This is a genomic window from Crocosphaera watsonii WH 8501, from assembly GCF_000167195.1.
GTDB classification, from domain to species: Bacteria; Cyanobacteriota; Cyanobacteriia; order Cyanobacteriales; family Microcystaceae; genus Crocosphaera; species Crocosphaera watsonii.
The window spans coordinates 1-15,085 of sequence record NZ_AADV02000033.1; the positions used below are offsets into that span (position 1 = coordinate 1).

Genomic DNA, 15,085 nt, shown 5'->3' on the forward strand with positions numbered 1-15,085 from the left:
ATCGGAATCCTCAACTGGTAATCTCTGGGAAAAAGAGTCGAGAGTATGCTAAAAGTGTATAATTTGATTATTTGGATAATCGAGAGTATATGTCCAGAAAACCTAAAAAGCTTCGACTCTTATAAGTGGCATGCCACCTAATAGATTAGGCATAACTAAACTGCGAGTATGACGTTCTTTAAATAGGCCATAAACTCTCTTCCTTCTCGTAAACGACGCACTAACATTTGCGGATCACCTAACATTTCTTTAACAATAGGAACGATGGTACGACGACGGAAATAGAAACGACGATACATCTGTTCAACTCCCTCCTCAATTTCCGCAGCAGAAAGATTAGGATATTGTAAAGTAGATAGTTGAATACCGGAACTGGCCACTAAATTTTTATTAGTAAACCAACCATTTTCTTGCGCTTGCTTATATAATTCTGTGCCAGGATAAGGGGAAGCGATGGACACTTGAATCGTATGGGGACTAATATCACAAGCAAAGCGAATGGTGTCTTCAATGGTTTCTTTACTTTCGTTGGGTAAACCCAGAATAAATGCCCCGTGTACCTTAATACCCAGTTTATTGCAGTTATTCATAAACCTACGGGCAACTTCTAATTTAATGCCTTTCTTCACCCCGTCTAATACCCCTTGATTTCCTGATTCAAAACCAACCAATAACAAGCGTAAACCATTATCTCTTAGGGTTTTTAAGGTTTCGTAATCTAGATTAGCACGGGCGTTACAACTCCAGGTTAGGTTAAGCTTTTTCAGATGTTCACTAATAGCCATAACCCGTTTTTTATCGATGGTGAAAGTATCATCATCAAAGAAATATTCTCGAACCTCATTACCCCAAATAGACTTAGCTAAAGCCATTTCTTTGCCCACAGCTTCGGGACTCTTGGCGCGGTATTGATGCCCTCCGATGGTTTGGGGCCATAAACAAAATGTACATTGCGCCGGGCAACCTCTTCCTGTGTACAAAGAGACGTAAGGATGCTGTAAATAACCGATAAAATAGTTACGGAAATTTAGATGTTGTTCGTACATGGGGAAAACACTGGGCATTGAGTCCCAATCGTGAATTAATTCCCGTTCTTCGGTATGCTTAATGTTACCCAAAGCATCACGATAAGTCAGTCCCTTAATATCTTCGTAGGGTTTGCCTTCTGCTAACTCCTTACAAGTGTAATCAAACTCGTTGCGACAAACAAAGTCTATAATAGGATGGTCTTTTAGAGTTTGAGTGGGTAAAACCGCAGCATGGGCCCCCAATAACCCTACCTGTGTATCAGGGTTTTGCGCTTTGATAGCCTCGGCACATTTAACATCATTGGGTAAGGTGGGGGTACTGGTGTACATAATTACCAGTTCGTAGTCCTTGGCAATTTTTAAGACATCCTCGACGTTTTGATAATGAGCCGGTGCATCGACTAATTTACTACCTGGCACTAAAGCTGCTGGTTGTGCTAACCAGGTGGGATACCAAAAAGAGGTAATTTCTCGTTTAGCTTGATAGCGGGCCCCTGCTGCCCCATCAAAACCATCAAAAGAGGGGGGACTTAAAAATAGGGTCTTTTTCATGTTTTTCCTTCCCGTTCACATTTACTCACATTAGTTACTCATAGGCACACTTACCTGATGAGTAAGTCCCTGTAATGCTAACGAATTTTCTATTAGTTGATCAAGCAATTATGAAGTTAAAAGTAAGATTTTTTTGTTAAAAATTTATAGAGACTGATAGTTTGGTAAAATAAACAGTGATCATTCCTTATTGTGGATAGGTAATAGTGAAGTTTCGTCGTTTTTTTGCCACTCTCATCCTTGGTGTTATTCTGTTTCTCTCCCTCGCAGCAAGCAGCGTCTACTGGATACTGAAACCGAGTCCTTTTCCTTTATTAGCAGGAGGAGTTATCAAAGAACCAACTACAGCAATTTTTCTTCCCAGACAAGCACCAGTAATGGTTTCTTTGTTGACTAACCCCGATCGCTTGGATGCTTTGGGACAGTTTATTGCTTCCCCTGAAAAAAGACGGCGATCGCATCAAGAAATACTCACTATTGAAAAAACTTTATTAGCTAAAACAGGATTAGATTATCAATCGCAAATTCAACCCTGGTTAGGGGAAGAAATGACCTTAGCGGTTACTTCTCTTGACTACGATCATAACCCTGATAACGGTGTTAAACCTGGTTATTTATTGGCGGTTTCTACTAAAGACCAACAACTGGCAAAAGAGTTCCTACAAACTTCCTATTCCACCGATGCGATCGCCGGAACTTCTGACTTGGTTTTTGAACCTTACAAGGGGGTTAATTTAATTGCTCAACAAAACCCTAATCTGACGAAAAATACACCCCTTTCTGCTACAGCAGTTGTAGGAAATATGGTTCTTTTCGCCAACGATATACAAGTATTAAAGGAAAGTATTAATAATGCACAAGTTCCTGATCTAAACTTAAACAACGCACCAGGTTACAAAAAAGCATTAAAGACAATCGTTGATCCTAGAATTGGCATTGTTTATACTAATTTTCCAGCTTTATCTGCTTGGTTAGCTAATCTACCCATTCCCGAATTACCTGAGATTACCCAAACTTTAACCATTGCCTTTTCTATCAAAGAAGAGGGTTTAGTAGCTGAAACGGCTTTAATTGGAGTCTCAGGAGAAAGCGATCGCTCCCCTATTTTATCGGAACCAGTGGGGGCGTTTTCCTATCTTCCTGACAACACAATTTTAACCGCAGCAGGAACTAACTTAAATCAATTATGGCAACAAATTGAGACAGGGTTAGACCAAGATAGTCCCCTACAACAACTATTAAATCGAACTATAAACTCTCTAGAAGAACCGTTAGGTGTACATTTAGCAAAAGATGTTTTTCCTTGGGTTCAAGGAGAATTTAGCTTGGGTTTAGTACCAAAAGAGGAAGGGGGTGAAGCGGACTGGATTTTTGTCGCCCAAAAAAGTCCCGATGTTGCCATGGATGAAGTATTAACACAGTTTGATCAACAAGCAGAAAACGCTGGTTATACAGTAGGAAAATTACCCTTATTAAACACAGACGTAACAGTTTGGACACAGCTAAAAGCAACGGTTAATCCCGATAAGCAAAACTTAGCTAGTTTGCAAGCTGAGGTGAGTGGTATTCATGGTAATGTTGATGATTATGTTATCTTTTCTACTTCAATAGAAGCTATTTCTGAAGCTATTTCTGATGATTATACAAAACTAATAGACACAGAAGAATTTCAGCACGTAGTTGAAGGATTATCCCCAGAAAATGACGGTTATTTCTATATTAACTGGCAAAAAAGTGAACCCATTTTAAACCAAAAATTACCCATTACTAAAGTAGTGGAATTTGGCGTTAAACCCTTATTAAGAAATATTCGTTCTTTCACCGTAAGTAGTCAAGGTAGTCAAGACAATATTCGTCGTGCTACTATTTTCTTCAATATTGGTGTCTAAAACAGTAGGATGCTTGTAAGAGCTTAGAAAGCTGTGTTACTATTTGTCAATAAATGTAAATAAGACACCGATATAAAAAACATGAAAGTAAAACATCCCATTAATTTGCACAAAGCACTAACATTGTTCTTTTTTAATCTTAATATAATTTAAGAATAACATAGTAATTTTATCCCTTGTCCATTGTCCATTATCCATTGTCAAGTATCTTATTAGAAACTTCTTTTAATACCTGTAAGCTTCTTAAAGAGCTACTAATTAAATGTATTGAATTTGATGGATTTGTAAGCATCTGACGGGCTATAATAAAAGGGCGTAGGCTTCCATCTTCTGTAAAAGCCCCAGTTAGGTCTGGTAAATCTTGCTGACAACCATCACTAATAACCCGAATCATAGCCACAGGAATGTTTAATTTCTCACTCCAATTTAAGAGTGCGTAACCTTCCATATCGACTACATCAGCTTGATATTTTTTACCTAATAAAAGCTTTTCTTCAGCAGAACAAATAATGCGATCGCTGCTTATTCCTTCCCCGATAATAGTCTTATTTCCTAACTGCTTAAATAACCTCTCAGTCAAAAACTGGTTACACGAGCCCTTATTTTCCTGACTATAATCCATTAAACCACACTTTTTGTACAAAATCACATCCCCCACAGAATAATTTAGGGACAAACTACCCCCCAACCCCATCATAATCAGTCCTTGAGGCACTTTATTAACAAAGTTTGGAGATTGTTGCCATTGTTGGAGAAAGGTAGTTAAAGGTTGAATACCAGCAGGAATGGCTATAATATCGAGCTTTGCCGAATTTTTCCCCATTCCATCGCAGACTGTTTTATATTCCATCCCTTGAGGGACTAAAACAGTATCAAAATTAGGGTTTTTGGGATTAGGCTTATAATTAGAGTATGTTCTAGATGACATAGATAATTTTTGTCAATTTTTACTCAAAGATAGCCTAAAAATGATGACAGACTCTATTATTCTCCAGGTAGATCGAATTGCTAAACAATTTGCTGCTGATACCCTTCGGGTGGTTGATGAAGTTAGCTTTCAATTAGCCCCAGGAGAAATTTTAGGCTTATTGGGTCCGTCAGGTTGCGGCAAAACCACCCTTCTACGCATGATTGCCGGGTTTGAGCAACCCACCACCGGAACGATAACCTTAGGAGGGGATATGGTTGCCAGTGCCTCTCGGTTGCTACCCCCGGAAAAACGTAACACGGGAATGGTTTTTCAAGATTACGCTTTGTTTCCCCATCTCAACATCGCTAAAAATATTGCTTTTGGCTTAAATAAGAGACGATTAAACAAAAAACAGATAAAACAACGTATCGACGAAGTATTAACCCTGATCGGACTAGAAGGCTTAGAAAAACGCTATCCTCACCAACTCTCAGGAGGACAACAACAACGGGTAGCTTTAGCTAGAGCATTAGCCCCCCAACCCGCCTTAATTTTACTCGATGAACCCCTCAGTAACCTGGATGTACAAGTTCGTGTTAGGCTGTGCCACGAAATTCGCCAAATTCTCAAAGCAACGGGTATAACCGCCATTTTTGTTACCCACGACCAAGAAGAAGCTTTAGCCATCTGCGATCGCATTGGGGTCATGTCTCAAGGCAAAATCGAACAACTGGGAACCCCTGAAGCCATTTATACTCGTCCGGCTTCTCGTTTTGTGGCTGAATTTGTCACCCAGGCTAATTTTATCCCTGCTCAAAGACAAGGACAACTCTTGATCACAGAAATAGGTGCATGGGAGCTTACTTCTTCTCAGGAAACGGTTTCTCAAGGAGACTTAATGGTGAGACAAGAGGATATCAGTTTAAAAGCCGATGATACAGCTAAGGTAGTTATCAGCGATCGCCAGTTTTTAGGGAGAGAATACCGCTACTGTTTACAAACCCCTTCCGGTGGTCAAATTCATGCTAGAACGACTTTACATACTCAGTTAGAAGTTGGTACTAAAGTTCAACTAGCGATCGCTTCTCAGTCTGCTCAAATCTTTCCGGCTGTTTCTTCATAGCAGTGAAACTTGTAGGCCGATGCACTGCCCACCCTACTAACTACACATGAACGTAGGGGTCAACGGCCGTTGACCCCTACAATATAGTAATGGTTGAGTCGAGGGAAGGTATTATCCTTCGCCCCTCTCATTTAGATCCGTGCTTGCGACTTTCACCGCACACGGCTCCCGACAAGTTAGACTTTTCCAGTCTTGCCCGTGTGGATATGCTGGTGGCAGCTATGGTGGACTGCTATTAAGTTTTTAGGCTCCCAGTTATCGTGGTTTCCGTCTATGTGATGGAGTTGAACCCTCTCATCGTCCATAAACTTCAATCCACAATGTCCACATGAATGGTGTTGTCTTTTCAGACATTTAGAGGTTGCACCGTCGTAGAGCTTACTGTTACGCTTACTCCAATACAGGGTGTCTCCGTCGTAGGGTGATTTGTTGCCTTTGACATTGACATGGCTGTTTTCACTGCGTGATACTGCTGGAAAAGCCTTCTTGATAAGTTCTGATGCCTTGTATCGGTTCAGTTTCTTTTCTTTGTTGAAGACTTTGAAAGCTCTGTGTGCTGTTCTCCATAAGGAGAAGCGAGAGCCGTCCATTTTGCAATACCTATGATAGTTTCGCCATCCTCTGACTAGGGGAGCTAATTTCTTAGCTTTAACCTTAGCCCCATAATTCGAGCAGTTGACGATATCTTTGACTTTCTGACGGAATGTTCTGTAATTGTCCTCTGATGGGACGCATCTGAACTTTCCGTTGGTTTGCACTTTGAAGTGCCAGCCTAGAAAATCAAATCCTTCTGTCGCTCTGACGAGTTTGGTTTTCTTTTCACTTACCTTTAGTCCTCTGGCTGCTAGGAACTCTTGTATGTCTTTGAGTATCTTGTCGGCATCGTCTTTAGGCTTTAGAATGACAACCATATCGTCCGCATAGCGGATACTGTAATGGATGTCTTCTATACCGTCCAATGCGACGTTAGCTAATAGTGGACTTACCACCCCCCCTTGGGGGGTTCCTTGTTCTGGAAATTCTGGATTGACACCTGCTTTCAAGCATCTCCATATCCCAGTCTTGATTGTCTGGGGGGCTATCACCCTTTCCATGATTGAGGTGTGGTTAATCCTGTCGAAGCATTTTTCTATGTCTAGATTTTAACCTTGATTGATATTACTTATTTTCTCAACATTCCCCCCATGGAGATTAAAAATAATTCACCTGTAATTTTAATTCCTATTGATGATCTTACTTGTGGGATCGTTGTGAGTGAGATATGTGAAATTTTTTCCTTTGCTCCCCAAAATATATTAGACAGTAGTAACAGTATTCAAGCAGTAAAAGAAAACTACAGTCAAGGAATTATCCAATATCAAGATAAAATGCTGACTCTGCTGGATCTAAAAGAGGTTTTTCACACCAGAGAACTTGCTAGAACCTAGTATTATCCCAGGAATATTTAAAACTTTGGCATACTTTGAGCAAAAATTTTGCGCCACAAATGCCCAACTCATAACTTAATGGAGGAAAATCAGTTAAAGTATTAAATAAAAGCTAAGACGCGCGCTTGAGTATTATGACATCTTCTTCCCTTGCAGTTCGAGAACTTCCCATCTTTCCCTTACCCGAAGTCGTTCTATTTCCAGGTCGTCCTCTACCTCTGCATATCTTTGAGTTTCGTTATCGTATGATGATGAACACCATTTTAGAAGGGGATCGCCGTTTTGGTGTGGTGATGGTTAACCCTGTCGATGGAGAAATAGCTAAAGTAGGAGCTTGTGCAGAATTAATGCGTTTTCAACGTCTCCCCGACGATCGCATGAAAGTTTTAACCATGGGACAACAACGGTTTCGGGTTCTAGAATACGTCAGAGAAAAACCTTATCGAGTTGGTTTAGTAGAATGGCTCGAAGATAAACCAACTAGCGAAAACCTACATCCTTTGGGTAATGAAGTGGGAAAGTTGTTGCAAGATGTTGTCCGTCTTTCAGCTAAGTTAACCGATCAAAAAATTGAACTACCCGATGATTTACCAGAGCTTCCTGTAGAATTATCCTATTGGGTAGCTGGTAACTTGTATGGGGTAGCAGCAGAGCAACAAGGACTCCTAGAAATGCAAGATACTAAAGGCCGTCTTGAGAGGGAAGTTGAAATATTAACCTCTACCCGGAATCATTTAGCAGCACGAACAGCACTAAAAGATGTACTCAAGTAGGTTAACAGTTAACAGTTAACAGTTAACTGTTACCAGTTTTTAAAGTTGTTCAATGTCTGTTTCTTCGAGAAACAACACTGGATAACTTCCATATATCTTGATAATTTCTGTATGATGGGTTAGAGCATCAAGAGCATTAATAATGTTGGGATCTTCGTGGTTCCCTTCAATATCGAGATAAAAGAGATATTCCCCAAGCGATCGCTTGGTGGGACGGGACTCGATGCGACTGAGGTTGATATTGCGTTCCGAAAACACCTGTAATGGTTTCATCAAGGAACCTGGTACATTCTCCGAGACGCTGAAAGCCAAAGAAATACGACTACTCACCGTGGGGGTAGGATCTAACGTCATCACCCAAAAACGGGTACAGTTATCCGGGTAGTCGTTGATATGGTTGGCTAAAATAGGCACATTGTAGAGTTTAGCAGCACGGGGAGCAGCGATCGCCCCTGCTGTGGGTTCGAGACTGATTTTGTCTAGAGCTTCAGCGGTAGAATTAGTAGGAATTAAAGCTATATCTGGTAAGTGTTCCTGTAACCATCTTTGACATTGTGCCAAAGCTTGAGGGTGGGAATAGACAGTTTTTATGCCATTGATAGAGCTTCCCCGTGAAAACAAAGCATGGATAATAGGCAGAACTAACTCTTGTTGAATTTTGAGGTGATCCAGTTTCCAGAGGGTATCTAAGGTACAGGCAACACTGCCCTCCGTTGAATTTTCCACCGGGACTACTGCCTTTTTGGTGTCTCCTTGAGCAACAGAATGCAAAGTTTGAGCAATACTGGGACAAGGACACAATAAACAAGATTTTGCTTGAGTCTTTTCTAACCAATGAGCATAGGCTAAGGCGGCAGTTTCTGCATTAGTACCAACCGGTCCAAGATGAGCAAGAGAAATGACCATAAACTATTTTTTGACGGATGGAATTTATCAATTAGCTGTTGGGTGTTAACAATACAATCAAATTATATCTTTACCATATTGAAAACAATAGTAATGGAAAAAGCTGATTAAGAGAAGACACAATCTTTAGGAATCAGTAACATAATACGTATAATTCAATATTTTAGTCTAAAATAAGAACATTATCCTAAACAAAGACATCAATGGTTAGAAAAACAATCTTAACTGTAGCTCTCGTTTCACCTGAATGGGGTTTTACAATAGAAGAAGGTTCAATATCTAGTCACAAGACAAAAACAACTGTTACAATCCCTTGAACTTGCTTTAGGAGGCTAAAATCATGCCTAGTCGATATAGCATAATTCAGTATGTTCCCAATCCCATCGCCGATGAACGGATTAATATTGGTGTGCTTGCTTTTGATGAAAATTTAGTCAAAGTTTCTTTTCTCAAAAATTGGCAACGTGTTAAAGATTTTGGTGGGGAGAAAATTGACTTTTTGCAAGACTTTGCCGAAAGAATGCAAGTTCAGGCTAATCATGGTTTATTATTCCCAGGAGATGAAAATAATGAGACTCCTAAACAAGACCGATGATCGGAATCTATCGGTCAATTTATAAGTCATGCTGTCACGCCAAAAAGAGGAGAATTTATGAGTAAAATTTATGTACTACTCTTTAACGCCCGAACCGAAAACGAGGGAATTCATACGGTGCAAATGGGCGATCGCAATAAAATTTTGATGTTCGAGTCAGAAGACGATGCCCTTCGCTATGCTTTACTACTAGAAGCACAAGACTTTCCCACCCCTACCGTCGAACCCTTTGACGCAGATGAAATCGAAGAATTTTGTCGTCAAGCGGACTATGACTGGGAACTGATCGCCGCTGGTGAGTTAGCCATCCCCCCAGAACAAAATGTCGAAGATGTCAACTGGGGAGAAGAAGAAGAACCCCCAAAAGCAACAGAAAGCGAACCAACAGCCTCAGAAATGTCCTCAGAACAATTAGAACAAATGCGCCGTAAATTTGAAGGCTTACTGTAACCCCTATGGAAAATATACAACAACGAGGTCATCTGTTAACCGAACAGATCAACCCCAACTCCCAGAATTTAGATCAACTCAATACCGTTGAGTTGGTGACTTTGTTCAACAACGAAGATGCTCAAACCCTAACAGCGATCTCCCAAGCCAAATTAGAACTAGCTCAGGCCATTGATGCGGCCAGTGCAGCCTTGAGTAAAGGGGGGCGTTTATTTTACGTTGGAGCAGGGACTAGCGGACGTTTAGGGGTGCTAGACGCTGCCGAATGTCCCCCCACCTTCTGTACCGATCCCGACATGGTACAGGGCATTATTGCCGGGGGAGCAGCCGCTTTGATCAGGAGTTCGGAAAATTTAGAAGATAGCTCCCAAGACGGGGGCGAAGCCATCGCCCAACGAAAAATCACAGAAAAAGATGTGGTGGTGGGGATCAGCGCAGGAGGCACTACCCCCTATGTTCATGGGGCTTTAAACGCAGCTAAACAGAGAGGAGCAACCACCGTCGCAATGAGTTGTGTTCCGGCTGAGCAAGTCCTTATTATTGTCGATATTGACATTCGCTTGTTAACCGGTCCAGAAATTTTAGCTGGTTCCACCCGTCTTAAAGCAGGGACAGTGACAAAAATGGCTCTAAATATCCTTTCTACGGGGGTGATGGTCAAATTAGGCAAAGTTTACGGCAATCGCATGATCGATGTTTCTGTGACCAATAGCAAGCTCTATGATCGTGCTTTACGCATTCTAGAAGAATTGACAGAATTAAGCCGTCAAGAAGCAGCACAGTTACTCGATCGCAGTGGTAAACGGGTTAAACTAGCCCTATTAATGCACTGGACAGGGCTTGATCCCGAAGCAGGGCAGTCATTATTAGATAATCATCATGGAAATCTTCGGGTTGCCCTTGAAAGCAGCAAAAAACCGTAGAGACGTTTCATGAAACCTCTCTACAAAACTGGTCATTATTGTTCATTAAACTATGTTAAATACACAGGAAACCACAACCATTTTAGTTATTATTTTAGTCGCCTTTGGCTTGTTAGCCTGGGGTTATAATCGTGCCAAAGGTTACGGCAAATTAGGAAAATTAGCTTGGCTACAATCAGTTAGTTTGATGACACCTTGGCTAGTCTTTTTTGGTCTATTTGCTCTAGGAATTTACCTGAATATCGTTGGTATTTTATTTTTATTAGTTGCGTCAATAATTTCCTATATCTACTTAGGTAAAAAGCTAAGAAGCGAGGGACAAGACGTTATGTTACAAAATGAAGCAGCACAAAGAATTCAAGAAGAAGAAGCCAAAAAAGATGAAAATAAAACTCCCTCGTTAACCACTGAGTTTAATGATAGTTCTGATAACAAAAATATTAGTGATCTCATTCCCATTCCTGATGAAGATTTACAGCTAATCAAAGGAATTTTTAGTATTGACACTTTTTTTGCAACCGAAACTATTTCTTATCAAGAAGGAGCTATTTTTAGAGGTAACTTGAGAGGAGAAACTGAGGAATCTTATCAAAAACTATCCGAAAAACTTAAGGATAGTTTTGGTGAAAAATACCGTCTCTTTTTAGTGGAGGGCAGCGAAGGAAAACCAGTGGTTATTATTCTTCCCAGTAGTGATGATCCTCAACCAACCACTCTAGTTCAAAAAAATCTTGCTTTAGTTTTACTTGTCGGTACAGTATTCACAACATTGGAAGCAGCTAGTATTTTATTGGGCTTTGATTTATTTAATAATTGGGGTCGTTATATAGAAACTTTACCTATTGGTTTAGCTTTGTGGGGGATATTTATTTTTCATGAAGTAGGACACAGAGTTGCAGCAAAAAGATACGATATTAAAATGAGTGTGCCATTTTTCTTACCTACTTGGCGAATTGGTTCTTTTGGTGCAATTACTCGGTTTGAATCTTTAATACCCACTCGTAATGCTTTATTTGATGTCGCTTTAGCTGGGCCTGCTTGTGGGGGAATTTTGTCATTTATTTTACTTATTATCGGTTTAGTATTATCCCATGATGGCAGTCTTTTCCAAGTTCCAACACAGTTTTTTCAAGGCTCTATTTTAGTAGGAAGTTTAGCCAAAGTTGTCTTAGGAGAACAGTTACAAAATGCTATTGTTGATGTTCATCCTTTAACCGTTGTTGGTTGGTTAGGATTAGTGGTAACAGCCTTAAATTTAATGCCAGCAGGACAATTAGATGGTGGGAGAATTATTCAAGCTATTTATGGCAGAAAAACCGCCAGAAGAGCCACAATTATTACTCTAGTAATTTTAGGAATTGTTACTATATTTAGCCCTGCTAACCCTATTCCTTTATACTGGGCAGTGGTTATTTTATTCTTACAAAGAGATTTAGAAAGACCAAGTCTTAACGAATTGACAGAACCCGATGATACTCGCGCAGGATGGGGTTTATTAGCTCTCTTTTTAATGTTAGCAACCCTCATTCCTTTAAGTCCAGCATTAGCAGGAAGATTGGGTATAGGTGGTTAGTCAACCCACCCCTAACCCCTCCCAGGAGGGGAACAGGAGTTTAAAAAAGCAATTGACGATTACAATAAAGTTATTTCTCTTAGTCCTCAAGATGGCCTAGCTTATCTTAATCGGGGAATTGCATATTCTAGATTAGGAGAAAATCAAAAAGCTATTCCTGATTTGCAAAAAGCTATAAGTTTATCTCTACAACAGGGAGATATGTTAAATGCTCAGAGAGCTAGACAAACTCTCCAACAAATTCAATAGTCTCTTGTTTGATTGTAATCAATTGTTTATGATAGTGGTTGCCTCAATTAGATTTGGGTAAAGATTCACAAGTGATGCCATCATAGTTACCATATATTAATTGCTGCTGCAAGAGGGGTTTGATTCGGACTACATCTTTGATAATTATTTTGTACTCCAACCTAGTTGTTTAACTATACTGTCAATTTTCTTAGGATTCACTCCACAGGTTCGTAAACGTTTCACAGCGTTTCCTCTACAATATTTTGCTAGATCAACAAATACCTCTTGACTTGTAATTTTTTTCTGAGAGATTATATGAGATGAAAGTTTTGTCAGAGATGTTGTGATACATGGTGATAAAGAATAAACCTTCCCAAAGATTTTATCGTCAACTGAAATATCTTCAGATATAGGTTCTGGAAGTGCATCAGTTGGTAACTTTTAAAAAAAATTAGACAGTGGTTCAGGATTTAATCGTCTTAAAGTTGCAAATAAATTATTAGTAGAAATATGATTTTTTCCTTTTCTTTTGGCTTGTACTGCTGCTAAAGCCAGTGCATCTTGTAAAGATGAATCAAGTTGCTCCCAGATTGATTTTAGAAATGAATTACGAGGAATATAATAATGGTGTTTTATAATGGTATTGCCTAGTTGAATATTTAAGTTTAATGCTTTAATATCCTCTAATTTAACTCCGATTTTCGGTAGTTCTGCCTCTGATAAAGTTTGAATATGATCTATGAGTATTTGAGATTTCTGTAAAATATCCTGATTCTGATCAGCCTTAACCTCACTTAAATCTTCAATAAGAACTTTTCGACGTGCCTCGGAATTAGGATTTTTTTCTAGAGGCTGAATATTTAGATTTTTATAACGACGTTGGATACTTGTTTTTAAGGCTTCATAGCTATCCTTTACAGCCTTTTCAGCAACAGATTGAAAGCCACTAGCAGCCCCTAAAGCTAAGGCAGTGGCAATAGTAGTAATCGCTTCCATTTATCAAGAATGTAAATTCAATAGTCCGTGCAGCACAGTATAACATGAGAAAAAGAAACTTTTTGTTAATTAAAATAAACTATAATCAAGACAAATTGTTGGTTTTAAAGTAGATGCAGACTGATACAAATCAAACTGATTCTTTCTATGAATATCAAGTAGGAGGTAGTCTCAGAATTAATGCACCGAGTTATGTTGTCCGTCACGGGGACAACCAACTTTATCAAGCTTTGTTAAAAGGTGATTTTTCCTATGTTCTCAATACCCGTCAAATGGGAAAATCTAGTCTTCGGGTTCGTGTCAAAAACCGTTTACAAAAAGAAGGTTATCGCTGCGCTTCTTTAGATTTAACCAGTATTGGCAGTGAAACCACAACCCCCATACAATGGTACAAAGGCTTAATCTGGGAACTGTGGCGTGGGTTTAACCTTATTGGCAAAGTTAATTTAAAAGCTTGGTGGAGCGAACAAGCAGATTTTTCACCCATCCAACGCTTAGACCATTTTATACAAGATATTCTCTTAAAATCCATCCCCTCTCAACCCATTGTCATTTTTATCGATGAGATTGATAGTGTTTTGGGATTATCCTTTGCAGTGGACGATTTTTGGGCATTAATTCGCTTTTGTTACAATCAATGGGCAGAAAATAAAGAATATAACCGTCTCACCTTTGCTTTATTCGGTGTGGCCACCCCATCAGAATTAATCCAAGCTAAAGAGCGCACCCCCTTTAATATTGGTACAGCTATCGAATTAAGAGGGTTTCAACCCCATGAAATTAAGCCCCTAATTGAGGGGTTAAAGGGGTCATTGACATATCCACAGGAAATTGTAGAAGAAATTTTGTATTGGACGGGGGGAAAGCCGTTTTTAACACAAAAAATCTGTCAAATAGTTCTCGCAGAAACCCCTCCCTTTTTAACCCCAGAAACTGTACCCCAATGGATAGAAAGATTAGTGCGATCGCAGATTATTGCTGACTGGGAAACCCAAGACGAACCGGAACATCTACGCACTATCCGCAACCGTCTGCTACGGAATGAAGCCAATATAGGAAGTATTTTAGGTTGCTATCTCGAAATTGTACAACAGGCACAAATTCCCTTAGATAATCGTTTAGAACAACGGGAATTATTATTATCAGGAATCGTAGAAAAACGGGGAGCTTGTTTACGAGTTCGCAGTCCCATTTACGAAATGGTCTTTAATAGAGATTGGGTTAACCAACAATTAGATCGCCTTCGTCCCTACAGTTCCCCATTACAACTATGGGTTAAATCTAACTATCAAGAGGAGTCTCAACTATTACGAGGACAAACTTTATTAGATGCACAAAGTTGGGCTAAAAATCATCGTTTAAGTGATCTTGATTATCAATTCTTAGCAGCTTCCGAAACCTGCGATCGCCGTGAAAGTCAACAAAAATTAGAAGCAGAAAAATTAAAAGAAACACACAGGAGACTGAAAGCACAAAAAAGATTAATAGCAGTGATTAGTTTTGCTTTTTTGGTTTCCTGTGGTTTTATTTGGTTAAGTATTAAACAATATCGTCAAGGTGCCTTAAATGAGATTCAAGCTATGGCCCGCTCTTCTCAAGGATATTCAACCTCTGAGCTAGATTTAGACTCATTATTAGCAGCGATCAAAGCTAAACGGAAGCTACAAAAATTAAAAATAAGAGATACCCAAACTCAATGAGAAGTAGAA

The 15,085-nt window shown here is 39.6% G+C and carries 14 protein-coding genes and 1 pseudogene; 10 read left to right on the plus strand and 5 right to left on the minus strand.

From position 1 onward, the window contains the following. Positions 1-155: 155 nt before the first annotated feature. Complete coding sequence (hpnJ, locus tag CWATDRAFT_RS16340) at positions 156-1,580, minus strand: hopanoid biosynthesis associated radical SAM protein HpnJ (RefSeq protein WP_007306088.1); 1,425 nt, start codon at positions 1,578-1,580, stop codon at positions 156-158. Positions 1,581-1,786: 206 nt separating this feature from the next. Here hpnJ and CWATDRAFT_RS16345 point away from each other — a divergent pair, with 206 nt between their 5' ends. Then, positions 1,787-3,469, plus strand: a complete 1,683-nt coding sequence (locus CWATDRAFT_RS16345) for a DUF3352 domain-containing protein (RefSeq protein WP_007306064.1) — start codon at positions 1,787-1,789, stop codon at positions 3,467-3,469. 190 nt (positions 3,470-3,659) lie between these two features. Here the strand turns inward: CWATDRAFT_RS16345 and CWATDRAFT_RS16350 are convergent, their stop codons facing one another. Next, positions 3,660-4,319: a phosphorylase family protein gene (locus CWATDRAFT_RS16350; RefSeq protein WP_232287128.1), complete on the minus strand. Its 660-nt coding sequence runs from the start codon at positions 4,317-4,319 to the stop codon at positions 3,660-3,662. A gap of 121 nt (positions 4,320-4,440) precedes the next feature. Between CWATDRAFT_RS16350 and CWATDRAFT_RS16355 the strand changes: the two genes are divergently transcribed. After that, the gene (locus CWATDRAFT_RS16355) at positions 4,441-5,502 is read left to right on the plus strand and encodes an ABC transporter ATP-binding protein (protein ID WP_042711676.1); all 1,062 of its coding nucleotides are present in this window, start codon (positions 4,441-4,443) and stop codon (positions 5,500-5,502) included. Positions 5,503-5,678: 176 nt separating this feature from the next. On the opposite strand, the gene CWATDRAFT_RS16360 is transcribed toward CWATDRAFT_RS16355, so the two are convergent. After that, positions 5,679-6,635, minus strand: coding sequence for a reverse transcriptase domain-containing protein (locus CWATDRAFT_RS16360; protein WP_081450974.1), 957 nt, complete (start codon positions 6,633-6,635; stop codon positions 5,679-5,681). 15 nt (positions 6,636-6,650) lie between these two features. On the opposite strand from CWATDRAFT_RS16360, the gene CWATDRAFT_RS16365 reads away from it, so the two are divergent. Together CWATDRAFT_RS16365 and CWATDRAFT_RS16370 are read left to right on the plus strand one after the other, a co-directional pair. Further along, positions 6,651-6,929 carry a chemotaxis protein CheW gene (locus CWATDRAFT_RS16365; RefSeq protein ID WP_007306066.1) on the plus strand — a complete coding sequence of 93 codons (279 nt, stop codon included), beginning with the start codon at positions 6,651-6,653 and terminating at the stop codon, positions 6,927-6,929. Between the two features lie 134 nt (positions 6,930-7,063). After that, positions 7,064-7,702, plus strand: coding sequence for an LON peptidase substrate-binding domain-containing protein (locus CWATDRAFT_RS16370; protein WP_007306067.1), 639 nt, complete (start codon positions 7,064-7,066; stop codon positions 7,700-7,702). Positions 7,703-7,741: 39 nt separating this feature from the next. Here CWATDRAFT_RS16370 and pheA read toward each other — a convergent pair whose 3' ends face one another. Continuing rightward, entirely contained in the window at positions 7,742-8,608 is an 867-nt protein-coding gene (pheA, locus tag CWATDRAFT_RS16375) for a prephenate dehydratase (RefSeq protein ID WP_007306085.1), read from the minus strand. Between the two features lie 340 nt (positions 8,609-8,948). Here pheA and CWATDRAFT_RS16380 point away from each other — a divergent pair, with 340 nt between their 5' ends. The 5 genes and pseudogenes from CWATDRAFT_RS16380 to CWATDRAFT_RS41815 form a co-directional block, all read left to right on the plus strand. After that, a complete protein-coding gene (locus tag CWATDRAFT_RS16380) occupies positions 8,949-9,203 on the plus strand; it encodes a DUF3037 domain-containing protein (protein WP_007306068.1) in 255 nt (84 codons plus the stop codon). Positions 9,204-9,260: 57 nt separating this feature from the next. Beyond that, on the plus strand, positions 9,261-9,653 hold the full coding sequence (locus tag CWATDRAFT_RS16385) for a DUF3110 domain-containing protein (RefSeq protein WP_007306069.1): 393 nt from the start codon (positions 9,261-9,263) through the stop codon (positions 9,651-9,653). 5 nt (positions 9,654-9,658) lie between these two features. Further along, positions 9,659-10,576, plus strand: a complete 918-nt coding sequence (murQ, locus tag CWATDRAFT_RS16390) for an N-acetylmuramic acid 6-phosphate etherase (RefSeq protein WP_007306070.1) — start codon at positions 9,659-9,661, stop codon at positions 10,574-10,576. Positions 10,577-10,628: 52 nt separating this feature from the next. Beyond that, positions 10,629-12,149 (plus strand): site-2 protease family protein, encoded by a 1,521-nt coding sequence (locus tag CWATDRAFT_RS16395; protein ID WP_007306071.1) that lies wholly within the window; start codon positions 10,629-10,631, stop codon positions 12,147-12,149. 45 nt (positions 12,150-12,194) lie between these two features. Continuing rightward, positions 12,195-12,398, plus strand: a pseudogene (locus CWATDRAFT_RS41815) (tetratricopeptide repeat protein); the annotation flags it as partial. 423 nt (positions 12,399-12,821) lie between these two features. Here CWATDRAFT_RS41815 and CWATDRAFT_RS16400 read toward each other — a convergent pair. After that, positions 12,822-13,376, minus strand: coding sequence for a hypothetical protein (locus CWATDRAFT_RS16400; protein WP_007306084.1), 555 nt, complete (start codon positions 13,374-13,376; stop codon positions 12,822-12,824). 113 nt (positions 13,377-13,489) lie between these two features. Between CWATDRAFT_RS16400 and CWATDRAFT_RS39965 the strand changes: the two genes are divergently transcribed. Next, complete coding sequence (locus CWATDRAFT_RS39965; protein WP_007306072.1) at positions 13,490-15,076, plus strand: AAA-like domain-containing protein; 1,587 nt, start codon at positions 13,490-13,492, stop codon at positions 15,074-15,076. The last annotated feature ends 9 nt before the right edge of the window (positions 15,077-15,085 follow it).

Coding starts and splice junctions, on each gene's coding strand:
- hpnJ (WP_007306088.1), bottom strand. CDS start 1,580: ATGAAAAAGACCCTATTTTTAAGTCCCCCCTCTTTTGATGGTTTTGAT.
- CWATDRAFT_RS16350 (WP_232287128.1), bottom strand. CDS start 4,319: ATGGAATATAAAACAGTCTGCGATGGAATGGGGAAAAATTCGGCAAAG.
- CWATDRAFT_RS16355 (WP_042711676.1), top strand. CDS start 4,441: ATGACAGACTCTATTATTCTCCAGGTAGATCGAATTGCTAAACAATTT.
- CWATDRAFT_RS16370 (WP_007306067.1), top strand. CDS start 7,064: ATGACATCTTCTTCCCTTGCAGTTCGAGAACTTCCCATCTTTCCCTTA.
- pheA (WP_007306085.1), bottom strand. CDS start 8,608: ATGGTCATTTCTCTTGCTCATCTTGGACCGGTTGGTACTAATGCAGAA.
- CWATDRAFT_RS16380 (WP_007306068.1), top strand. CDS start 8,949: ATGCCTAGTCGATATAGCATAATTCAGTATGTTCCCAATCCCATCGCC.
- CWATDRAFT_RS16385 (WP_007306069.1), top strand. CDS start 9,261: ATGAGTAAAATTTATGTACTACTCTTTAACGCCCGAACCGAAAACGAG.
- murQ (WP_007306070.1), top strand. CDS start 9,659: ATGGAAAATATACAACAACGAGGTCATCTGTTAACCGAACAGATCAAC.
- CWATDRAFT_RS16395 (WP_007306071.1), top strand. CDS start 10,629: ATGTTAAATACACAGGAAACCACAACCATTTTAGTTATTATTTTAGTC.
- CWATDRAFT_RS16400 (WP_007306084.1), bottom strand. CDS start 13,376: ATGGAAGCGATTACTACTATTGCCACTGCCTTAGCTTTAGGGGCTGCT.
- CWATDRAFT_RS39965 (WP_007306072.1), top strand. CDS start 13,490: ATGCAGACTGATACAAATCAAACTGATTCTTTCTATGAATATCAAGTA.